Source organism: Ancylobacter sp., from assembly GCF_965229075.1.
Taxonomy (GTDB): Bacteria; Pseudomonadota; Alphaproteobacteria; order Rhizobiales; family Xanthobacteraceae; genus Ancylobacter.
The window spans coordinates 2574377-2595746 of record NZ_CBDDIO010000002.1; the positions used below are offsets into that span (position 1 = coordinate 2574377).

General features: G+C 68.1%; 23 protein-coding genes and 2 tRNA genes. 11 read left to right on the forward strand and 14 right to left on the reverse strand.

Annotation, left to right across the window (positions count from 1 at the left end; translation table 11 throughout):
- Positions 1–29: 29 nt before the first annotated feature.
- The 7 genes from ACO07Z_RS18125 to ACO07Z_RS18155 all read right to left on the reverse strand — a co-directional run bounded on the left by ACO07Z_RS18125 (position 30) and on the right by ACO07Z_RS18155 (position 5517).
- Complete coding sequence (locus ACO07Z_RS18125) at positions 30–380, reverse strand: MarR family transcriptional regulator (RefSeq protein WP_421699978.1); 351 nt, start codon at positions 378–380, stop codon at positions 30–32.
- A 116-nt stretch (positions 381–496) separates the two neighbouring features.
- Positions 497–1873, reverse strand: coding sequence for a leucyl aminopeptidase family protein (locus ACO07Z_RS18130; RefSeq protein WP_421699979.1), 1377 nt, complete (start codon positions 1871–1873; stop codon positions 497–499).
- 23 nt (positions 1874–1896) lie between these two features.
- Positions 1897–2484, reverse strand: a complete 588-nt coding sequence (locus ACO07Z_RS18135; protein ID WP_421699980.1) for a histidine phosphatase family protein — start codon at positions 2482–2484, stop codon at positions 1897–1899.
- Entirely contained in the window at positions 2481–3104 is a 624-nt protein-coding gene (locus tag ACO07Z_RS18140; RefSeq protein ID WP_421699981.1) for a hypothetical protein, read from the reverse strand. The genes ACO07Z_RS18135 and ACO07Z_RS18140 overlap by 4 nt, the downstream gene beginning before the upstream one ends.
- Positions 3105–3130: 26 nt before the next feature.
- A complete protein-coding gene (gene fabI, locus ACO07Z_RS18145; protein ID WP_421699982.1) occupies positions 3131–3928 on the reverse strand; it encodes an enoyl-ACP reductase FabI in 798 nt (265 codons plus the stop codon).
- Between the two features lie 136 nt (positions 3929–4064).
- Positions 4065–5015 (reverse strand): DnaJ C-terminal domain-containing protein, encoded by a 951-nt coding sequence (locus tag ACO07Z_RS18150; RefSeq protein WP_421699983.1) that lies wholly within the window; start codon positions 5013–5015, stop codon positions 4065–4067.
- A gap of 109 nt (positions 5016–5124) precedes the next feature.
- Complete coding sequence (locus ACO07Z_RS18155) at positions 5125–5517, reverse strand: RT0821/Lpp0805 family surface protein (protein ID WP_421699984.1); 393 nt, start codon at positions 5515–5517, stop codon at positions 5125–5127.
- Between the two features lie 132 nt (positions 5518–5649).
- Between ACO07Z_RS18155 and pdxH the strand changes: the two genes are divergently transcribed.
- The gene (gene pdxH / locus ACO07Z_RS18160; RefSeq protein WP_421699985.1) at positions 5650–6276 is read left to right on the forward strand and encodes a pyridoxamine 5'-phosphate oxidase; all 627 of its coding nucleotides are present in this window, start codon (positions 5650–5652) and stop codon (positions 6274–6276) included.
- Positions 6277–6338: 62 nt separating this feature from the next.
- Complete coding sequence (locus tag ACO07Z_RS18165; protein ID WP_244375222.1) at positions 6339–7079, forward strand: SDR family NAD(P)-dependent oxidoreductase; 741 nt, start codon at positions 6339–6341, stop codon at positions 7077–7079.
- A gap of 56 nt (positions 7080–7135) precedes the next feature.
- Here ACO07Z_RS18165 and ACO07Z_RS18170 read toward each other — a convergent pair whose 3' ends face one another.
- Both ACO07Z_RS18170 and ACO07Z_RS18175 read right to left on the reverse strand, forming a co-directional pair.
- The gene (locus ACO07Z_RS18170; protein WP_421699986.1) at positions 7136–8113 is read right to left on the reverse strand and encodes a magnesium transporter CorA family protein; all 978 of its coding nucleotides are present in this window, start codon (positions 8111–8113) and stop codon (positions 7136–7138) included.
- A 202-nt stretch (positions 8114–8315) separates the two neighbouring features.
- The gene (locus ACO07Z_RS18175; RefSeq protein WP_421699987.1) at positions 8316–8564 is read right to left on the reverse strand and encodes a hypothetical protein; all 249 of its coding nucleotides are present in this window, start codon (positions 8562–8564) and stop codon (positions 8316–8318) included.
- A 295-nt stretch (positions 8565–8859) separates the two neighbouring features.
- Here ACO07Z_RS18175 and ACO07Z_RS18180 point away from each other — a divergent pair, with 295 nt between their 5' ends.
- Positions 8860–9462, forward strand: coding sequence for a L,D-transpeptidase (locus ACO07Z_RS18180; protein ID WP_244375225.1), 603 nt, complete (start codon positions 8860–8862; stop codon positions 9460–9462).
- 141 nt (positions 9463–9603) lie between these two features.
- Here the strand turns inward: ACO07Z_RS18180 and ACO07Z_RS18185 are convergent, their stop codons facing one another.
- Positions 9604–10986: an aminotransferase gene (locus ACO07Z_RS18185; protein WP_421699988.1), complete on the reverse strand. Its 1383-nt coding sequence runs from the start codon at positions 10984–10986 to the stop codon at positions 9604–9606.
- A 90-nt stretch (positions 10987–11076) separates the two neighbouring features.
- Positions 11077–12411, reverse strand: a complete 1335-nt coding sequence (locus tag ACO07Z_RS18190; protein ID WP_421699989.1) for an extensin family protein — start codon at positions 12409–12411, stop codon at positions 11077–11079.
- Positions 12412–12468: 57 nt separating this feature from the next.
- On the opposite strand from ACO07Z_RS18190, the gene ACO07Z_RS18195 reads away from it, so the two are divergent.
- A complete protein-coding gene (locus ACO07Z_RS18195) occupies positions 12469–13197 on the forward strand; it encodes an HAD family hydrolase (protein WP_421699990.1) in 729 nt (242 codons plus the stop codon).
- Between the two features lie 22 nt (positions 13198–13219).
- On the forward strand, positions 13220–14005 hold the full coding sequence (locus ACO07Z_RS18200; protein WP_421699991.1) for a DUF1499 domain-containing protein: 786 nt from the start codon (positions 13220–13222) through the stop codon (positions 14003–14005).
- Positions 14006–14017: 12 nt separating this feature from the next.
- Here ACO07Z_RS18200 and ACO07Z_RS18205 read toward each other — a convergent pair whose 3' ends face one another.
- Positions 14018–14929: an MBL fold metallo-hydrolase gene (locus ACO07Z_RS18205; RefSeq protein WP_421699992.1), complete on the reverse strand. Its 912-nt coding sequence runs from the start codon at positions 14927–14929 to the stop codon at positions 14018–14020.
- Positions 14930–15037: 108 nt separating this feature from the next.
- Here ACO07Z_RS18205 and ACO07Z_RS18210 point away from each other — a divergent pair, with 108 nt between their 5' ends.
- A complete protein-coding gene (locus ACO07Z_RS18210) occupies positions 15038–15652 on the forward strand; it encodes a carbonic anhydrase (protein WP_421699993.1) in 615 nt (204 codons plus the stop codon).
- 98 nt (positions 15653–15750) lie between these two features.
- Positions 15751–16296, forward strand: a complete 546-nt coding sequence (locus tag ACO07Z_RS18215) for a ferritin-like domain-containing protein (protein ID WP_421699994.1) — start codon at positions 15751–15753, stop codon at positions 16294–16296.
- A 19-nt stretch (positions 16297–16315) separates the two neighbouring features.
- Here ACO07Z_RS18215 and ACO07Z_RS18220 read toward each other — a convergent pair whose 3' ends face one another.
- Positions 16316–17212, reverse strand: a complete 897-nt coding sequence (locus tag ACO07Z_RS18220; protein WP_421699995.1) for an amidoligase family protein — start codon at positions 17210–17212, stop codon at positions 16316–16318.
- Between the two features lie 314 nt (positions 17213–17526).
- On the opposite strand from ACO07Z_RS18220, the gene ACO07Z_RS18225 reads away from it, so the two are divergent.
- Together ACO07Z_RS18225 and ACO07Z_RS18230 are read left to right on the forward strand one after the other, a co-directional pair.
- Positions 17527–19206, forward strand: a complete 1680-nt coding sequence (locus ACO07Z_RS18225) for a methyl-accepting chemotaxis protein (protein WP_421699996.1) — start codon at positions 17527–17529, stop codon at positions 19204–19206.
- Positions 19207–19455: 249 nt separating this feature from the next.
- Positions 19456–19692 carry a hypothetical protein gene (locus tag ACO07Z_RS18230; protein ID WP_421699997.1) on the forward strand — a complete coding sequence of 79 codons (237 nt, stop codon included), beginning with the start codon at positions 19456–19458 and terminating at the stop codon, positions 19690–19692.
- A gap of 91 nt (positions 19693–19783) precedes the next feature.
- Here ACO07Z_RS18230 and ACO07Z_RS18235 read toward each other — a convergent pair.
- A tRNA-Pro gene (locus ACO07Z_RS18235) sits at positions 19784–19860 on the reverse strand.
- 175 nt (positions 19861–20035) lie between these two features.
- On the opposite strand from ACO07Z_RS18235, the gene ACO07Z_RS18240 reads away from it, so the two are divergent.
- Positions 20036–20110 (forward strand) — tRNA-Gln (locus ACO07Z_RS18240).
- A gap of 245 nt (positions 20111–20355) precedes the next feature.
- Positions 20356–21225, forward strand: coding sequence for a prohibitin family protein (locus tag ACO07Z_RS18245; protein WP_421699998.1), 870 nt, complete (start codon positions 20356–20358; stop codon positions 21223–21225).
- Positions 21226–21370: the final 145 nt, after the last annotated feature.

Consider the following 21370-nt stretch of genomic DNA (forward strand, 5'->3'; position numbering starts at 1 on the left):
GGGCGCTCCTGCGCGAGGTGAGGCGAGGTTCAGCGTGGCAGGCCACGGGCGGTGGCGACGACGAGATCGCCGAGCCGTTCGAGATAGAGCGCGCCTTCCACCGTACGCTGGATGATGACATTGCGTCGATCCGCCTCGTCCCGCCGGCGGGAGACAAGACGCAGCTGGCCCATCGTGTCGAGCGCGCGGGTGATGACGGGCTTGGTGACGCCCAGCCGGGCGGCGAGCCCGCGTACCGTATGCGGCGGCGCTTCCAGATAGACGCTGAGCAGGATCGCGAGTTGGCGCTGGCTGAGATCGGGCGCGTCGTCGCGCACCTGCGCGAGGGAAAGCTCGTGCAGGAGACGCAACGCCTGCGATGGACGCAGCTCGACCGCCATTGGCCTGTCCCCGGATCCGCAATCGTTACGGCTGCGGATTGTTCCGGACTATGGCGGCTCGGCGCCGAAGAAACCATTAACACCCGCGCGAGCGGCGTTCCGATTCTACCGCAGCGTCAGCCGTAGCGCTCGGCCAGCAGAGCGTCGAGGGCGCGGATGGTCTGCGCCTCGCCGCCTTCCGGTCGGCCGGGGCGAGAGGAGGGGTTCCAGGCGAAGATGTCGAGGTGCAGCCACGCACCGGCGCGAGAGACGAAGCGCTGCAGAAACAGCGCGGCGGTGATCGAGCCGGCGAAGCCGCTGCCGGGGGCGTTGTTCAGATCGGCGATCTTGCTGTCGAGCATCGAGGCATAGGGCTGCCACAGTGGCATCCGCCAGGACGGGTCGGCCTCCGCCGCGCCGTGACGGGCAAGGTCGGCGGCCAGCGGCTCGTCATCGGTATAGGCCGGCGGCAGCTGCGGCCCCAGCGCGACGCGGGCGGCGCCGGTGAGGGTGGCGAAGTCGATCAGCAGTTCAGGTGCTTCCTCATCGGCCAGGCTGAGCGCGTCGGCGAGGATCAGCCGGCCTTCGGCGTCGGTGTTGCCGATTTCGACAGTGAGGCCCTTGCGCGAGGGGAATACGTCGCCGGGGCGGAAGGCGGAACCGTCAATGGCGTTCTCCACCGCGGCCACGATCAGCCGCAGACGCACCTTGAGACCGCGCGCCATGATCATCTGCGCGAGGCCAATGGCGTTGGCGGCACCGCCCATGTCCTTCTTCATCAGCAGCATGCCGCTCGACGGCTTGATATCGAGCCCGCCCGTGTCGAAGGCGACGCCCTTGCCGACCAGCGTCACCTTGGGTGCGCTCGGGTCGCCCCAGGAAAGGTCGATGAGGCGGGGCGCGCGCGGGGAGGCACGGCCGACGGCGTGGACAAGCGGGAAATTGGCGGCCAGCAGGTCGTCGCCGGTGGTCACCTTCACCTGCCCGCCAAAGCGCGAAGCGAGGGTGCGCACCGCCGCCTCGATTTCGGCGGGGCCGAGGTCGTTGGCGGGGGTGTTGACGAGGTCGCGGGTCAGCGTCACCGCCTCGGCGGTGCGGCGCAGATAGGCCTCGTCGGCACCCTCAGGCACCACGAGCCGCACATCGGCGCCCGCGCGCTTGCCGTAGCGGGTGAAGCGATAGCCGCCGAGCAGGAAGCCGAGGGCCGCCAGCCGGGGATCGACGGGGGCATGGGCGATGGCATAGTCGCCGGCTGGCAGCGCCGTGGCGAGCTTGCCGAAGCTCAGCGGGTCGCGCGGGGCGCCGTCGCAGCCGAACAGCACGCCAGCGATGGCACCATCAGCGGCCGGCAGCACCAAGAGCGATCCGGCCTCGGCCTTGAAGCCCGTGGTCTCGCCGAAGGCGAGCGCCGGCGCCGGCAGGCCGCTTGCGACCTCGCGCCAGTTTTGCGGCGTGACGCACCAGATCGGACGGGGAGTGCGTGCCTCGTCGGCACGGATCAGCTGGGCGCCCATTGCGTGTACTCTCCTGAAGAAGGTCAGGCGACGGCGAGTTCGAACGCGCCGTTTTCAATGAGATAGACCGCCCCCTGGCGCACCGGCAGCTCCACCGCCTGGCTAGGCGGCATGCCGGCGAAGGCGTGCAGCATGGCGCGCACCACGCCGCCATGGGTCACCACCACCGCATCGCCGGTGAGTTCGGCGACGGCTTCCAGCACCCGCGTCGAAAGCTCGGCATAGCTCTCGCCACCGGGGGGAGAGAAATTCCACGGGTCGGCATCGCGGGCGGCGAGGCTCACCGGGTCGCGCCGGCGCAGTTCCGGCCAGGTGGAACCTTCCCAGCGGCCGAAGGTGATCTCGCGCAGACGGGCATCGCGGCGGAAGGCATCCGGCGGCAGGCCGAGTTCGGCACGCAGGATCGCCATGGTCTGCGCGGCACGGCTGAGCGGGCTCGCGACGAAGTCGAGATGACGCGCGCCGCCGCTGAGACGTTCCACCACCCGCGCCGTCTCCGCCGCCTGCTCGCGGCCGAGGTCGTTCAGCGGGATGTCATGCGAGCCTTGAAGGCGGCCGGCGAGATTCCAGTCGGTCTCGCCATGCCGAACGAGAAAGATGCGTCGGGTCATTTGGAAGGCAGGCTCACCACATGCGTGTAGCTGATCCGCTTGAACGGGTAGGAAACCCGCAGCGTCACCGTGGAGCCGGCGGGCGCGCGGCCCTTGGCCGTGACCAGCACGCCGCCCACGGTGCGACCCACGCAGCGATGCGAGCCGCCATCGACGCCGGTGGCGGTGAACTTGCCGATGCTGAAGTTCAGCTTCACGCCGGGTGGGGCGGAGAGCACCTTCACCTGCGGGGCCTGCGTCATCTGGCACAGCGAATCGGCCGAGCCGGCGGCGAACAGCACCGGTCCCTGGCGACCGCCGGTGAGATAGCCGCGCCGATCCCGGTCGTCGCGTCCGTCGCTGGGGCTGACATAGCCGGGGAAGATGGCGCCGCCGAAGCCGAAAATCCGGTTCATCAGCGGGTATTGCTGGAAGGTCGGCGGCACGCCGCTGTCCTGCGCATCCGGCGGGGGAATATAGGGCAGGTTCGAGAGCCCCGAGCCCGGAGGCGGGTTGACGATGATGGGGCCGGACTGCGCCGCTGCCGGCTGCAGGCCGGCCAGAGCGAGCACCAATGCCCCCGCCGCCAGAGCGGGCAAGGCGTTGCGGCGGAAGAGCGATATCAGGCGGGCCTTCATCATGGCGCGTGCTCCGCTGGGGGGTCGGCTCAGTCCCGGTCGAGGGTGAGGTCGGGCGCGTCCGGGTTTTTCATGCCGACGATATGATAGCCGGCATCGACGTGATGCACCTCGCCGGTGACGGCGCGGCCGAGATCGGAGAGCAGATACATCCCCGTATCGCCCACTTCGTCGATGGTGACGGTGCGGCGCAACGGGGCATTAAGCTCGTTCCACTTCAGGATATAGCGGAAATCGCCGATGCCGGAGGCCGCCAGCGTCTTGATGGGGCCGGCGGAAATGGCGTTGACGCGAATGTTCTTCGGGCCGAGATCGGCGGCGAGATAGCGCACGCTCGCCTCCAGCGCGGCCTTGGCGACGCCCATCACATTGTAATGCGGCATCCACTTCTCGGCGCCGTAATAGGTGAGGGTGAGCATGGAGCCGCCATTGGTCATCAGCTTCTCCGCGCGCTGGGCGACGGCGGTGAAGCTGTAGCAGGAGATCAGCATGGTTTTGCTGAAATTCTCCGCCGTGGTGTCGACATAGCGGCCGTCGAGCTCGTTCTTGTCCGAGAAGGCGATGGCATGGACGAGGAAGTCCAGCCCGCCGAGCTGACGCTCCGTCTCAGCGAAGACCGCGTCGATGGTGGCGGGGTCGGTGACGTCGCAATGGCCGACAATGGCCGCGTCGAGCTCGGCGGCGAGCGGCTCGACACGCTTGCGCAGTGGTTCGCCCTGATAGGTGAGGGCGAGTGTCGCCCCCTGCGCGTGGGCCGCCTTCGCAATGCCCCAGGCAATGGAGCGATTATTCGCCACTCCCATCACCAGGCCGCGCTTGCCGCTCATCAATCCGCCCGATGCCATGCTCGTCACGATGCTCCGTACCGTTGCCCGTCTTTCCGGGCGCAGGTTCCTATCGCACAGCAGCAAGACCCGCTCAAGCGAGCGGTCGCGCGCGAGGGGGACGCGCAGGCGGCGGAACTCAGCCCGCGCCGTCGCGCCGCTTGCGCATCAGCTCTTCCAGCTGCGGGTCCGGCGCCTCGGGGAGCATGATCCGCATGGTGGCGAGCAGATCGCCAAAGCCGCCATCCGCCTTTGGCAGGCCCTTGCCGCGCAGGCGGAAGGTGCGGCCCGACTGGGTATGCGCGGGCACGCTGAGCGAGACCTCGCCGCCCAGCGTCGGCACCCGCACCTTGCCGCCCAGCACCGCATCGGCGAGCGGCAGCGCCACATCTGTGCGCAAATCCGTGCCCTCGATGCGGAAATGCCGGTGCGGGGCATAGGCCACCACCACATAGGCATCGCCCGGCGCGCCACCGAAGGGGCTCGGTTCGCCCTGGCCCTTCAGCCGCATGCGGTGACCTTCGACGGCCCCGGCCGGAATCTTCACCTCGACGGTGCGGCCGTTGGGAAGATGCACCTTCACCGATCCGCCTTCGACGATGCGCTCCAGCGCCACCGGCACGGTGATGTCGACATCGCCGCCGCGCGGCGTCTCTCCGCCCGTGCCGCGTCCCCGGCCGCGCCCGCCAAGGCCGCCGAGAATGTCGGCGATCACGTCGTCGAAGCCGCCGGCATCATGCGGGCCATGGCCGGAGCGGCGGGCGCCCTCGGGGCCGAACGAGAAGCTCTCATAGGCGGCGTCGCCCGGCGGGGGGCGACGGAAGCCGCGCCCGAAGCCGCCGCCGGGGAAGCCCTCGAAGCCGCGTGGCTTGCCTTCGGCGTCGATCTCGCCACGGTCGAACTGGCCGCGCTTCTCCACATCGGAAAGGATTTCGTGCGCGGCGTTCAGCTCGGCGAATTGATCCTGCGCCTTCGGGTTGTCCTTGTTGGCGTCGGGATGCAGCTTCTTGGCGAGCTTGCGGAAGGCTCGCTTGATTTCGTTCTGGTCGGCGTTACGGGCCACGCCGAGAATGTCATAGGGATCGCGCATGAATGGTAATCTCGTCCGGCGGTTCCGGCTTCCCTCCATGTAGGGAGGGTGTTGCGGGGATGCAACGGCTCCGCGGGCCCGCAGGTGCAGAGATCGCCGCGCGAATGGCTCAGCGGTCGAGCAGGCGGGCCTGGTCGACCTTCCAACCGCTTTTGCCGGCGCGGCAGGCCTCGCCCTGCAGCCAGTCTTCCTGTTTCTCGCGCACGAAGCTCATGAGGAATTCGCGGCATTTGCCGTCGTCGCCGGTGGCGCCGAGCGGCGTCACCGTGCCGCGCGTGGCGCTGGCATAGTTCTCCCAGGGCACGCTGGGGGCAGCCTGCTTCTCGTGCAGCGCCTCGGCGAGGGCGGTGCGGGCGGCGGCCCAGTCATCGGGGGCGATGCCTTTCGGTACCGGCTCGCGGGCATAGGCGCTGGGCGCCACCGAGCCGGTCGCCAGCGTGTCGAGGTCTGGCCCGGTGGAACAGCCGGCGACGAGAAGTGCCGCGCCGACCAAAGTCAGCACGCTGGGTGCTGTGCGGAATGATGCCGGAAGCGTATATGGAGGACGCGCGCTGTCCCTTTCGCGCGCCGCCTGCTCTCGCCACCTGTGGAACGTTTCCATGGGTCCCGTACTCGACCGTCCGAAGTTGTCGTTATGGAAGCGTCCGAACAGTTAACATCCGGTGATTTCACCGCGGCCACCGAGCCTTTCCTGCTGTTCGAGGAATGGTTTGCGCAGGCGAAGGAGAGCGAACCCAACGACCCCAACGCCATGGCGCTCGCCACCGTGGACGCCGACGGCCTGCCGGATGTGCGCATGGTGCTGCTGAACCAGCGCGACGCGCGCGGCTTCGTTTTCTTCACCAATACCGGCAGTGCCAAGGGCCGCGAGCTTGCCGCCATGCCCAAGGCGGCGGTGGTGTTTCACTGGAAGTCGCTGCGCCGCCAGGTGCGCGTGCGCGGCCCGGTGGAGCAGGTGAGCGAGGCGGAGGCCGACGCCTATTTCGCCTCCCGTCCGCGCCTGTCGCAGATCGGTGCCTGGGCGAGCCAGCAGTCGCGGCCGATGGAAGGGCGCTTTTCCCTGGAGACGGCGGTGGCGAAAGTGACGGCGCAATATGCGCTGGGCACGGTGCCGCGCCCGCCGCACTGGACCGGCTTTCGCATCCGCCCCCTGCAAATCGAATTCTGGCATGACCGGCCGTTCCGCCTGCATGATCGGGTCGTCTTCGCGCGCGAGACGGCCGAGGCGCCGGAATGGACCAAGACGCGACTTTACCCCTGATCGGCCTTTCCCTGGCGGCCTTGTCCCCTGACACCGCCCCGTCGCTGAGCTAGACATCGCCCATGAACAACCAGCCTCGCCGCACTCTCCTGCTCACCGGCGCCTCCCGCGGCATCGGCCACGCCACCGTCAAGCGGTTCTCCGCCGCCGGATGGCGCGTCATCACCTGTTCGCGCCACGCCTTCCCGGAAAATTGCCCCTGGGAGATGGGGCCGGAAGACCACATCCAGGTCGACCTCTCCGACCCCGCCGACACGCTGCGGGCGGTGGAGGAAATCAAGAACCGCCTGCCCGATGGCCAGCTCCACGCGCTGGTGAACAATGCCGGCATCTCGCCCAAGGGCGCGGGTGGGGCGCGGCTCGGCACGCTGAACACGCCGGAGGAAGACTGGCGGCGCGTGTTCCAGGTGAATTTCTTCGCCCCCATCCTGCTGGCGCGCGGCCTGCTGGAAGAACTGAAGCGCACCCATGGCGCGGTGGTGAATGTCACCTCCATCGCCGGCTCGCGGGTGCATCCCTTCGCCGGGGCGGCCTATGCGACCTCCAAGGCGGCGCTGGCCGGCCTGACGCGCGAAATGGCGGCTGATTTCGGCCCGCTCGGGGTGCGGGTCAACGCCATCGCTCCCGGCGAGATCGACACCTCGATCCTCTCGCCCGGCACGGAGAAGCTGGTGGAGCAGATCCCCATGCAGCGGCTCGGCACGCCCGACGAGGTGGCCAAGATCATCTATGTGCTGTGCACCGAGACCTCGTCCTATCTGAACGGCGCGGAAATCCACATCAATGGCGGCCAGCACGTCTGAGCCGTGCCGGACATCGCGTCATCCCGGAAGGCGCTCGCCTGTCCGGGATGACGGCGCTACAGCCAGCGCTTCCACTTGAAGAACAGATACGGCACCACCGCCGCCGCGAGCATCCCCGCCAGCGCCAGCGGGTAGCCCCAGCGCTCATCCAGCTCCGGCATGTGCTGGAAGTTCATGCCGTAGACGGAGGCGATCAGCGTCGGCGGCATCAGCACCACCGAGAGCACCGCGAAAATCTTGATGATGTTGTTCTGCTCGATGCCGACCATACCGAGCGTGGCGTCGAGCAGGAAGGTGATCTTGTTGCCGAGATAGGAAACGTGGTCGTTCAGCGAGCCGACGTCGCGCTGCATGCTTTTCAAGAGCGCGCGCTGCTCCTTGTCGAATCGCTGCGCCTCGCCCTCGGTGGACAGGAAGGTGACGAGGCGGCCCATCGACACGAGGCTCTCGCGCACCTTGGAGGCCAGATCGCCGCGCCGCCCCAATAGTTTCAATATGGTGCGGAAGCGCCGGCTGTCGCTCGGCCGGTCCGTCGCCTCCTCGAACACCTGGCGCGACACGGCGTCGATATCGCTCGACAGGCGCTCGATGATGTCGGCGGCGCGGTCGATGATAGTGTCGAGCATGATCAGCAGCAGCCGGTCGCCGCGCGTGCCGGGCGGGCATGCGCGATCAAGCTTGGCCACGACGAGGCGGAACGGCGTCGGCTCGTCATAGCGCACGGTGGTGAGCCGGTTGCCGGCGAGGATGAACGAGATTTCGGCTAGGGAAGGGCGTTCGCCGTCGCTGTTGCAGACGATGGCGCCGGTCATGTAGCGCGCGCCGTTCTCCACCCGCAGGCGGCTCGACGGCTCGATCTCGACCATTTCCTCCCGCGTGGGCACGGAAAGGCCGAGCGCCTGCTCGATGATCCGGTCCTCGCCCTCGCAGGGGCGGAACAGGTCGACCCAGACGGCGTCCGCCGGCATGTCATCCACGGTCCGTACGGAAACAGGGGCGAGCAGTCCGTCACGGACGCAATAGGCGGTGATCATGGCTCCTCCGGCACGGTCGCGGCGGCGCCGACCATGCTCTGGATCGCAAATAGATGCCAGCCGGCCCTCCGCGAAAGGCGCAGGGCCGCACCATAGCCGTCATCGCGGCGCGAATCAGGCGAGCCTGTCCGAGCCGGGCGCGCATCTGCGCAGCCCGGAGAGGGCGGTTCGTCGTTCAGCGTCTCTGGGGGAAGAGGCGGCCTCAGGCCGCGAAATATTCTACGTCGCGAAGCGTGACGATTTTGGCTTCCGCATCATCGGTCCGCGCCGCGCCCGAAACGGGGGCATCGGATACCGTCTTCTTGGAGGAGGCGTAGCGGGCCGCAGCGGCAACCGCGGAAATGCCGATCTCGCGCCAATGTGCGCTCTGTTCCGCGCGGTCCCAGCGTTCGCTCGGTCGGGATTCGGGAGCGCGGCTCTGTTGGGCCGGGCTTTCTTCGTCGGTAGACATGACACTCTCCAGGTTGAACTTCCCGCCGTTGCGGGGCGGATGCCGACGAAGTGGGCGTCGACTGCGTCAAAAATATGCAAAGTCGCGGTCGGAGATAAGGCCTCTTGGCGCTTAGCCGGCTTCATCCCGGCATTTTGGACCTCTTCCAACGGAAGTGATGTTTTTCCGCAACAACTTATGGCGACGAACCGGTGGCAGTCATGTGGCCCCTTCAAGGCGGGTCCTACATGGGTTAATCGACGGACAGCGAGCGATTTGACGCGCATGGCGCGTGGCGGGATTCGGAGCTTTGGATATGGTTTTGCGCGGGGCGGCGGTGGTCCTGTTGGCGGTTCTTCTGGCGGCGTGCAGCAATGCGCAGCGGCAGCCGGCTCCTGAGGCGTCGCTGACGCCGCGGGACAAGAAGTTGCTGGCGGACGCACCCTACAAGAAGGTTCAGCCGCCGGAGATGTATCAGCGCGCGATCGTCGACTACGCCGGCACCGAGAAGCCAGGCACGATCGTCGTCGATACCGACAAGAAGTTCCTCTATCTGGTCGAGGACAACGGCAAGGCGATCCGCTACGGCGTGACCGTCGGCGAAGAAGGCCTCGCCTTCAAGGGTGAAGCCAAGGTGGGCCGCAAGGCCGAATGGCCGACCTGGACCCCGACCCCGGAAATCAAGCAGCGCCTCGCCGGCATTCCGAACTTCGTCGGTCCGGGCCCGCACAATCCGATGGGTGCCCGCGCCCTCTATCTCTACCAGGGCAACAAGGACACGCTGTTCCGCATCCACGGCACCAACCAGCCGGAATACATCGGCTGGGCCATTTCCTCGGGCTGCATCCGCATGCTCAACGAGGACGTGATCGACCTCTATACCCGCGTGCCGCAGGGCGCGAACGTCGTCGTTCTCTGACGAACGCGATGGGTTCACATGAAAAGGGCGCTGCCGCTGGCAGCGCCCTTTTTGTTTGTCGGTGCGGTGCTTGAGGAGCTTACCGCCCGCCATTGCATCGGGAAGGGCAGGGCCCCGGCGCTCGGCCGGGGCCGCGTTACGTCAGGCCGCCAGCAGGTTCTCGCGCACGGCGTAGTCCAGCGTCTTGTCGAGCGCGCGGGTGAGGCGGTCGAACAATTCGTCGATCTCCGCCGGGGAGATGACCAGCGGCGGGCAGATGGTGACGGCGTCGCCGAACACGTTGCGCAGGATCAGCCCTTCCTGCTGGCAGAACGCGACGCATTTGGCCGCCATGCCGAGCTTGGGGTCGAACTGGCGCTTGGTCTTCTTGTCCGCCACCAATTCGACGGCGCCCACCAGACCCTTGCCGCGCGCCTCGCCCACCAGCGGGTGATCTTCCAGCGCGGCACGGCGCGCGTCGAACTGCGGGATCTTCGCCCGCACCCGCTCGAAAATGCTCTCGCGCTCGTAGATTTCCAGCGTCTTCACCGCCACGGCCGCGGCCACCGGGTGACCGGAATAGGTGTAGCCATGGCCGAAGCTGCCGAGCTTGCTGCTCTCGGTGAGCATCGCCTCATACATCAGTTCGGGCACCATCACCGCGCCGATCGGCTGGTACGCCGAAGACAGAGCCTTGGCGACCGAGATCGAATCGGGCCGCATCTCCATCGCTTCGCTGCCGAAGGCGGTGCCGAGACGGCCGAAGCCGGTGATGACCTCGTCGCCGATGAAGAACACGTCGTACTTTTTCAGCACGGCCTGAATCTTCGGGTAGTAGGTCGCCGGCGGCACGATCACCCCGCCCGCGCCCATGACCGGCTCGGCGATGAAGGCGGCGACCGTCTCCGGTCCCTCGGCGATGATGAGGGCTTCGAGATCGGCGGCGAGGCGGGTGGCGAAGTCCGCCTCGCTCTCGCCCGGCTCGGCCAGACGATAATGGTGCGGCGCAGTTGTGTGGCGCACGCCAGCAATCGGCAGGTCGAAATCATTATGGTTGCCGGCGAGGCCGGTCAGCGAGGCGGAGGCGATGGTGACGCCGTGATAGCCGCGCATGCGGGCGATGATCTTCTTCTTCTTCGGCCGGCCGAGCGCATTGTTCATGTACCAGACCAGCTTCATCTGGGTGTCGTTCGCCTCGGAGCCGGACGAGGTGAAGAACACCTTGGAGATCGGCACGGGGGCGATCTCCTTGAGCTTTTCCGCCAGTTCGATCGCGGGGTCGTGGCTTTTGCCGCCGAAAATGTGGGTGAAGGGCAGTTTGCGCATCTGCGTCGCCGCCGCCTCGACAAGTTCTTCATTGCCGTAGCCGAGCGCCGTGCACCAGAGACCGGCCATGCCTTCAAGATAGGGCTTGCCGTCGACATCGTGCACCCACACGCCCTTGCCGCGCTCCAGGATCAGCGGCCCGGTCTCGCGCACGGCGACAAGGTTGGTATAGGGATGAATCAGCGTCTCGACGTCGCGAGCCTGAAGATTGGTAAGCATGGCAGCTACTCCGCCGGCCGGGTGGAACCGGCCCCACCCTAGAGCGGCGACGCGCGCGCCGGAAGCCGGCCCTTGGTCGGAACCCCCGACCTATTGACTTGTGCCGGGGTTTTCGCGCCCGTTGGCAGCGGGCGACGCCTCCTCATCCGCCCCTTCCGTAGCGTCCGTCGCGGCGGGCGCGTCCGGCTTGCGCGGCGGGCTCGGGACCTTGGCCGTCGTTTCGGCCACCGCCCATTGGCAAAGCACGGCCCCGCTACGCCGCTCGGCCCGATCCACATGCAGATGCTGCTCGTGATAGCCGTCCGAGCCGGGGCCGAGGATGGTGGTGAAGTCGGCGCAGGCGCTGGCCTTGATCCGTTCCTGGAAGGCCACGGGCATGGCCGAGTCGCCGCTGCCGGGCGCCGGCGTGCCGATGACGAAGCGCCGCCCGTCTTTCAGCACATAGCCCCGCGTGTCCATCGCATTGCCGCGCCCGTGCTCGCTGGTGCGGGCGCCGACAACACGGTTGCGCGGGCGGCATTGCTGCGAGCCGGCGACGAGCACCGTGTCGAGCGGCGCGCCGAGCGTTGCCACCGCAGGCTCGATTCCGTCGCGGACCCAGTGCGCCACGGCGGCAGCCATTTCGCAGCGCAGCGTCGCCGCCGGCTCCAGCTTCACCAGCCGCCCGTCCTTCATCCGTACGGCCGAGAGGGAAACGCCCCGGTCCACCGTGCAGGCGGTGTTGGTGGCGGTCACTGCTACGGGCGTGAACACGCCGAGCGATTCGTTCGAGAGTTCCGGGCAGATAGTGGGCTCCGGCGCGGTTGCCGACGGCTCGGGGGCGGCCGTCGGCGCGGCTGGAGCCGGCGGCGGCAGGGCGGCAAGGCGCGGCTCGGGAGATGGCGGGGGCAGGGGAACGGGAGCCGTCCCTACCGTCGCCTCGTCCGTCGCCGCCTTCTCCGCCGGTGGCTCGGGCGCGGCAGTTGGGGATTCCGGGACGGGCGGCTCTGCCGGCGCGGGTATCGCCGCCGCTGTCTCGGCGGTGGGTGCAGGCTCCGTCGGCGCGCCGCCTCGCTCTGGGCGGGGATCGCGCGGGGGTGAGGCGGGCGCCACCGCCACCGGGGCCAAGGGCTCGGCAATCTCCGGGTTGGCCTCAGGCGTCGACGCCGGGGGCTCGGCGGCGATGTCCTGCGGGCGCGGCGGCGGCAGGGGAATCGCCGGCGCCTTGGGTCGCGTCGCGTTGCGCGCGCGGGCCGGCCGGTCCGGTGCCACCCCCAGCCAGTCACCGAGCTGGCGATTGACCGCCGTGCCGGCCTCGTCAATCGAGCGCTTGAGTTCCTGCACCGGCTCGGCGGCCAGTGGCGCGGCGCCGACGGCCAGCAGGGCGAGCCCTGCGAGGCTGGACAGGGCGCTGCGGGGAGCGGATGGGAGCCGGGGAAAATCCATGCTATCAGGCCTCCATTGTCGGCTTGCCTGCCCGGACGAACTGGATTGCGACAGACTGTGAACGCTCCTCGCGGCATTCTGTTCGACAAGGATGGTACTCTTGTCGACTTCGACCACACCTGGGGACCGGCCGCCGGTGCGGTGATGCGGCGTCTGGCCGGTGAAGAGGGCCCGACGCTGGAACGGCTGTTCGACGCGAGCCATTATGTCGCCGAGGAGCGGCGCTTCCTTCAGACCTCGCCGCTCATCGCCGGGTCCTCGCGCCAATATGGGCCGCTCTGGGCCGACATTCTGGCGCGGGCAGCCGATGCAGCCTTCTATGAACAGGTCGATCACCTGTTCTGCGAGGAAGGCGCGCGCTACCTCACCCCCATCGGCCGTCCTGCCGACACGCTGGCACGGCTGCATGCGGTGGGGTTGCCCCTCGGCATCGCCACCAATGACGCGGAGCCCAATGCGCGGCTGCAGGCCGATCGGCTCGGCCTCTCGCCCTATCTCAGCGCGGTGTATGGGCATGATTCGGGTTATGGCTCGAAGCCCAACCCCGGCATGATCGACGCCTTCGCCGCGCTCACCGGCCTGCCGGCTTCCGCCATCGCGCTGGTCGGCGACACCCGGCACGATCTTGAGACAGCGCGGGCGGCGGGGGCGATGGCGATCCTTGTGCGCTGCGGGCCCGCGCCGGTGGACGACTTCGCGCATGAGGCCGATCTGGTGGTCGATTCGGTGGAGGATCTGGCCGCGCTGTTCCTCGGTGCGCACGCGGCCGGGCCGGCGGTGGCCTGAGACGGGCGGGGGAGGGGCAGCGATGATCCGCCGGAGGCTCTACATCGAGGAACGTATGTCGCGGCTCGCCGTATGGAGCCTGCGCGCCGCCATCTTCGCCTTCCCCGTCACCTTCATCGGCGCCGCGCTGTTTGCCACCGAGACCTTGGATTTCCGCAGCGCGCTCTACACCGTGCTGGCTGGCGTCGCCGTGGCGGTGCTCGCGCTGGTGCTTGCGCTGGCGGGCTTCGTGGTGATCTGGAACGACGGGCTGAAAGGGCTGTGGCGGGTGATCGGCGCGGCGGCGCTCGCGCTGGTGCTGATCATGCCGACAGCGACCGTTGCCGCGCTCGGCATGGGTGTGCGCAACCTGCCGGACGTGACCACCGACACCGAGGACCCGCCGTCCTTCGTCACCCTCGGCACGGTGCGCTCGCGCGCCGCCAACAGCCTCGCCTATCCCGGCGACCGCATGGCGGCACTGCAACTGGACCTTTATCCCGGCATCAAGCCAATGAGCTTCGACGCGCCGCCGGAGGAAATCTACCGCGGCCTGCTGGCGCTGGCGAAGCGGCACAAATGGCTGGTGGTCGAGGCGGTGCCGCCGCGCGACGGGCGCGACGGACGGCTGGAAGCGGTGGCGCGCAGCCTGCCCTTTGGCCTGCGCGACGATCTCGTCATCCGCATCCGCCCCATCGCCACGGGCACGCGGGTCGATATCCGCTCCGCCGCGCGCAGCGGCGACGCCGATTTCGGCTCCAATGCACGGCGCATTTCCCAGCTTTTCGCAGAACTCGCCGACCAGCAGGGCCGACCGCTGCGCCGCTGACGCCTTGGCGGCTCAGGGCAGTCGGTAGAGGCCGGCGAGCACAGCCGGGCCGTCGGTCAGCACGTCGCCGCGTTCCACCAAATCTTCGAGATGCGCCAGGGTGGAGAGCCCCGCCGCGCCGGCGAGCCGGGGATCGAGGCCGAAATAGATCGCCCGCACAATGTCCGGGATGGCGCGCGGCCCCCGCTCCAGCGCCCGCAGGATGGCGGTTTCGCGCGCCAGCCGGTGGCGCAGGAAGCGCTCGACGAAAGCCGGCCCCTGGGTGATGACGCCGCCATGGCCTGGGAAATAGAGCGTCTCCGGCCGCTCCCCCAGCCGCCGCAGCGAGTGCATATAGTCGTTCATCGAACCGTCCGGCGGCGCCACCACCGTGGTCGACCAGCCCATCACATGGTCGCCGACAAAGATCGCCGCGGCCTGTTCCAGCACGAAGGCCATGTGATTGGCGGTGTGGCCCGGCGTGGCCAGCGCGGCGAGCGTCCAGCCGGCGCCTTCCACCCGTGCGCCGTCGGCCAGCGCCACATCGGGGAGAAAGCCCCGGTCGCCGGCCGCGTCGAGCGTGCCGATCTCCTGCGCGTGCAGCGGGCGGGCGGCGCGATGCGGGCCTTCGGCATAGGTCGGCGCACCCGTCGCCGCCTGCAGCGCCGCCAGCGCCCCGCTATGGTCGCGATGGGTGTGGGTGAGGAAGAGATGCGTCACCGTCTCCGCCTCCACCGCCGCTAGCACGGCGGTGACATGCGAGGCGTCGTCCGGCCCGGGGTCGATGACCGCCACCTCGCTGCGTCCGACGATATAGGTGCAGGTGCCGGTGAAGGTGAACGGCCCGGGATTGGGGGCAAGCACGCGGCGCACGCCCGGCGCCACCTCTTCCACAACGCCCGGCACGGCGGTGAAGCGCCGCTCGAAGGGAATGTCGTCCGCCATGCTGAGCCTCCGGCTGCCGCGCTGTGCCTCTTGGGGCATTGCGTTTGCACGCCGGCCCCGGCACGTCTATTCAGCTACTGCGCGGACTGCCTATCGCAAGGGTGAGGGATGGACAAACTGCTCGACGGCTATCACCGCTTCCGTGCCACCGGCTGGCCGGAGCGCAAGGCGCTTTTTGAACGGCTCGCGGCTCTGGGGCAGAAACCACAGACGCTGGTCATCGCCTGTTCCGACAGCCGCGTCGACCCGTCCATGATCTTCGACGCCGGGCCGGGCGAATTGTTCGTCGTGCGCAACGTTGCCAATCTGGTGCCGGCCTATTCGACGCCGGATCACCAGCACCACGGCACCAGCGCCGCCATTGAGTTCGCCGTCCGCGTGCTTGAGGTGCGGGAGATCGTCGTGCTCGGCCATGCGCTGTGCGGCGGCGCCGGGGCGCTGATCGACGGGGCCCCGCCGCAGGCGCAGGATTTTCTGCCCGATTGGATCCGCATCGGCGGGCCGGCGCGCGACATCGCCCTCAATCTCAGCGACGATCCGGCGGAGCGGCGGACCATTGTCGAGTATCAGTGCGTCAAGCTTTCCCTGCGCAATCTCGCGACCTTCCCCTGGGTACGGGAGCGGCTCGACGATGGGCGGCTGGCCCTGCAAGGCGCCTATTTCGCCGTTGCCACCGGCGTTCTGGAGCGGCTGGGTCCGGACGGCACCTTCGCCCCCGCCTGATACTTTCGGTTGAGACGCCCGGAACTTCCACCCCGCACCCGCGTTTGGCGCTCGACCGGCGATGCTGGTCCATCAGCCAAAAGGCGGGAGGATGTGCCGTGGGACTGCTCTCAAAAGACATAAGGTCGCTTGACGATCTCCTCATCCAGGGGCTCGGCGAGCTTCTCTACACCGAGCGCCGGATTGCCAAGACGCTCGCGGCGCTGGCCGGCAAGGTTTCCGATCCGGCGCTGCGCCGCGATCTCGAAGACGGCCTTGCCGCCAGCACCAGTAATATCGCGCAGATCGAGGAAGTCTGCCGCCGCCGCGACTGCCGCCCGCATGTCGCGGAATCCCCAGCGATCGACGGCATCTTCATCAGCGCGGAAGAGTTGGCCGGCGAGATCGACGACGATCATGTGCTCGACATCGCCATCGCCGGCGCCGTGCAGGCGGCTGCGGCCTATACCGCCGCGCGCTATGCCGGCCTCATTGCCAGCCTGGCGGGCGTCGGCCGGACGGATTGCTGCCGCCTGCTGCAGGCCGGGCTGGCCCATCACCAGCGCGTCGCCGACATGCTGCGCCTGCTCGCCGAGAAGCGCCTCAATCCCCGCGCCTTGGGTCGCGGCGGGCGCGGGCCGCTCCCGGTGGCGATCGCCAGCTGAACGGCAGCGATCCGCAAGCCTATCGAAGGGCCTGCCGGCACGCCTCGGCGAGCCGGCCGGGATCAGCGGCCAGCGCCTCCACCGCAACCCAGCGATTCCAGTCGGCGGCCAGGCTCCAGCCCGGCCGGCCGACATAGGCCAGCGGCAGCCGGTAATGCAGCACGGCCCGCGGCTTCACCTTGCCGCTGATGCGGTGCCCGATGGCCGGGAACAGCTCCAGGAACAGCGGCAGCAGATCCAGCGAGCGCTTGCGCGTTGGATTGGCCGCGACATAGTCGGCGCAGAGCGTGGCGAGGTCGGGCCGGTAGTCGGCTGAAAGGACCCGCCTGATATAGTCAGCGGGGTAGGGCGGCGGCGCGTGTAAGCGCATCAGCCGGCTCGTCAGTGTCGCTTGGCGCAAGGCCGGCTCGCTCACCAGATAGGCCTGCAGCAGCCGCAGCAGCGTCCCGGCATCGGTGGCTTCCGGCATGACGTTGAAATGCAGGCCGAGCGAATCGGTGAGGATCACCGCTTCACCCCCCGCTCCTGCTGCGCGCAGCGCCTGAACCACCCCATCCAATTCGCAGAGCCTCTCCACCGGCAAGGGCCCGGTGATGAGTTCGCGCGGCACGAGCGGGCTCACCACCGCGCCGAGCCAGAGCGAGAGCGGCCCCAGTCGCCGACCCGGACCCTCGCGTCCGGGATGGACATGGCGCACGTCGAGTTCGATGCCGAGATCGCCGAGCCGTGAACCCCTGAGTTGGAAGGCGTGCGGGTCTTCCTCCTCCACCGTGCCGCCGATGACGGCGCTGAGGCACTGCGCCGCCCCGTGCTCGGACAGGCGGGTGAATTCGATCTCGATACCCACGAGCCGCGCGCGGCCGTCGCGGGTCAGCGGCGCGGGCAGGGGCTGAAAAAGCGGGGAAGGTGCGCTCACGCGCGGCACCAGGGCAGTTGGCTCATCAGCCGCATATGGTGAAGAACCGCGCCGTGTCCAGACGCTGCGGTCGCTCCGTCCGAGCGTCCTGCCCAGCGTCGGTGCTTGCACGGGCGAGACATCACCACCGACGACGCGTCAGGCCCGCGCAAGCCTTGCGGTCGACCTTTGGGAAGGGGGCGAGGTGTGAGCGCCATTGCATGCTGGCTCCCGCCTCGCCGCATCGCCTCCCACTGTCCGCATCAGCATCCAGCCCACTCCCCGGACGGCCGACAAGCGGCCGCTCGTCATGGCCCCAGAGCCGGAGACCTCGAATGAACGTGAAGAACCTCGCGATCCGCACCAAGATCATGCTGGCATTTGGGCTTGTCCTCATTGCCAGCCTCGTCACCGGCGGAGTTATCCTGAAGGCCGAAACGACGGTCAGCCAGAATGTCGGCTGGACCGTCCACACTTATGAGGTGCTGGACCGTGTCGACGCGATGCTGGCCGCTATGGTCGATCAGGAAACCGGCCTCCGCGGTTATCTCATCACCGGCAAGGATGGCAATCTCGATCCGCTCCGGGCCGGTGAAAGCGCTTTTGTCACCAACTGGAAGGAAGCGAAGTCGCTGACCAGCGACAATCCCGTCCAGCAGCAGCGGCTCGATGCCATCCGCCAGCAGGTCGAGGCCTGGCAGCGCGATGTGTCGGCCTATGCCGTCAATCTCATGAAGGCGGGGCAGGTTGAGGCCGCCCGCGAGGTGGAATATGCCGGCAAGGGCAAGGCCTATTTCGACAAGATCCGTGGCCTTGTCGCCGAGTTGAGCCAAGCCGAGGCGTCCTTGCTCACCGTCCGCCAGGATGACATGCGCGCGGCCGAGTGGATGATCATGATCGCCGTCGGGGTGTCGGTGTTGGTCATCGTTCTCATCGGCGCCGGCGCGGCCTTCACTCTCAACAAGCTGATCGCGTTGCCGATCCGGGCGACGGTGACCAGCATGGAGCGCATTCGCGGCGGCGACTTCGCCACCGCTGTCGATTACACCGAGCGCAAGGACGAGATCGGTGCCATGAGCAACGCGCTGCTCGCTTTCCGCGACAGCCTCGCCCAGGCCGAAGCCGCCCGTCGCGAGGCGACCGCCCGCGCCGAAGCCGAGCGTGCGGCGATGGCCCGGCGCGACCGGCTGGCGCAATCCTTCGTCGCCAATATGGAAAGCATCGTCAATCAGGTCGCTTCCTCCTCCAGCGAGGTGTCGGTGGCGGCGCGCAACCTCTCGGACACGGCCGAGGAAACCTCGCGCCAGGCCGTGGCGGTGACCAATGCGGCGGCGGAAGCCTCTACCAATGTGCAGACGGTGGCCAGCGCGACGGAGGAGATGAGCTCGTCCATCAGCGAAATCGGCTCCCAGGTCACGCAGGCCGCCGCCTTCGCGGCGTCCGGCTCGGACGAAGTCACCCGCGCCGCCGGCGAGATCCGCGAGCTGTCCGAAGCCGCCAGCAAGATCGGCGAAGTCGTTAACCTCATCACCGACATCGCCGCCCAGACCAACCTTCTCGCGCTCAACGCCACGATCGAGGCGGCCCGGGCGGGCGAGGCGGGCCGCGGCTTCGCGGTGGTGGCACAGGAGGTCAAGCAACTCGCCGAGCAGACCGCCCGTGCGACACAGGAAATCGGCGTGAAGGTGCAGGGCATCCAGCAATCGACCAGCCGCACCGTCGGCTCGATCGAGAGGATCGTCGGTACCATCACGCAGATCCGCGACGTCACCACCGCCATCGCCACGGCGGTGGAAGAGCAGGCCGCCGCCACCCGCGAGATCGCCAGCAACACGCATATGGCGGCCAGCGGTACCGGCGCCGTGAACGACAACATGGCCGGCGTCGGTCGCTCAGCCGAGATGACGGGCGCAGCGTCGACCCAGCTCTCCTCGCTGTCGACGTCGCTGTCCTCGCGCGCTGGCGACCTGCAGCGCGAAGTCGCCGAGTTCGTCCAGAACCTGCGTGCGGGCTGAAGGTTCGGCCGGAAGCGGGGCCGCACACGCTGCGGCCCCGGACGGGCCGGGTGCCGTCCCCGCCTCATGCGCGCTTGACCCGCGCGGCCAGAGCGTTCACGAGGGCGGAAGAGGCGCGGGTGGTGAGGCGGCTGGGGGCCTTGAAGGCCCCCTTCGGCGTGTCGCAACGGGCAAGCGCGCTTCAGGTGCGCCGCTGGGCGCCTCGGCTTGATCTGTCAGCGTCCGTTCCGCAGCGAGGGGTCCCACCAAATGTCCACCACCTACTATGTCGTGCTGTCCTTCGTCGCCAATGAGGAAGGCGACCTCATCCCCGAAGAGCCGCGCGAGGCGCAGAGCCGGGGGCAGGCGGAAGCCATGGCACGCGCGCTCAAGGGCCAGAAGGCCGGCGTGGTCGCTTTTTCGCGGACGGGGGATCCGAATACCGGGGATTTTCAGCCGGCGGTCGAGATCGTGCGTTACGGCCTCGTGCCGGACGACCTCGAATAAGGGCTTAGGTTTCTCTGCGCTCTTGGGAGCGCGTCTCTCAAGGGCCCTGGTGCGCCCATGTCCCAAGACATTGATATGTCTCGGGTCCGCGTGGTCGGAGTGGCAGGATTTGAACCTGCGACCCCCTCGTCCCGAACGAGGTGCGCTACCAGGCTGCGCTACACTCCGCCGCGGCGCGCAGCCTGTAACATGGCAATGAGCCGCCCGGCAAGGGCCCCACCACCACTTGCACAGCGAGCAGTGGATAAGCCTGTTGTGGCCGGCGGATGCGTCGAGGTTGAAAGCGGCGTCAAGCTGTGGCTATGTCCGCCCCCACGGAACGCGCCGATAGCGGCGCGACCATTGGGGCGTCGCCAAGCGGTAAGGCAGGGGATTTTGATTCCCCCATGCGGAGGTTCGAATCCTCCCGCCCCAGCCAACAATCTCTTTAAAATCAAAGAGCTGCATTCTCGGCACGGCAGGCATTCGCGAAAAGAAAGCTCGCCGATCCCGGTTCCCACACCCTCTTCCGCCCCGCCGAAGCCGCCGACGCGCTCTGCGTCCCTAGGCCGATGAGGGTCTAACGATGGCGGCCCTTACCTTCATCGGTGCCCTCGTGGTAGCCCTGCTGATCGCCCGTGGTCCTACGTCATGGTTCGATGCCAAGCGTAAAGGAGAAACCGAATGACCCGCGTCGTCTCCCTCGTCACAGGCGGCATCGCGCTCTTGCTCGGCCTCACCCTATTGTTGGGCGGTTGGTATACGATCGATCAGCGCGAGCGTGGCGTCATCCTGCGTAATGGCGCCTTTATCGGCGAGGCAGCGCCGGGCCTGCATTTCAAGCTGCCACTGGTGGACAGTGTCGTTACGGTGCCGCTTGAAACACAGGTCATCAAATACGAGCAGCTGCCCGCCTATTCCCGAGATCAGCAGCCGGCCGAAATCGATCTGTCGGTCATCTATCGGGTGCCTTCGACCGAGGTGGCGGATCTCTACAGCCGCTTCGGCGACACCCAGCGTGTCGCGGATCGCATCATCACACCCAAGGTCAAAGAGCAGGTCAAGAATGTCTTCGGCCGCTACAATGCCGTGACCGCCATTCAGGAGCGAACCCGTCTGAATGCGGACATAGCTGCCGCCGTGCACGAAGGCATCCGCTCGCTCGATGCGCCCGTAACCATCGAGGCCGTCCAGATCGAAAACATCGATTTCAGCGACGCCTACGAGAAGTCAATCGAGCAGCGCATGCTGGCAGAAGTCGAGGTTCAGAAGCTCCGCCAGAATGCCGAGCGCGAGAAGGTGCAGGCCGAGATCGTCGTGACGCAGGCTCACGCCTCCGCCGACGCCGTTCGCGCCGCCGCCCAGGCGGAAGCTGACGCCATACGCCTTCGTGGCGAGGCCGAAGCGCTCGCCATCCGCGCCAAGGGGGACGCCGTGCGCGACAACCCCCACCTTGTGCCGCTCACCACGGCCGAGAAGTGGGACGGAAAGCTGCCGGCCACCATGCCGCCCGGCTCAACGGTGCCCTTCCTGTCTCTTCAGGCGCAGCCATGATCGAGACGCGCAAGCGTACCGACCCGCCCCACAACGCCGCCGGAGCCAGAGCTAGCTCCAGTGACCCGGGCGATCAGGCTGGTCTCGATTGACGGGGGTCTGTTCCAGACTGCGAGCCACAAAAGCGCGCCTCTATCTCGCCGGC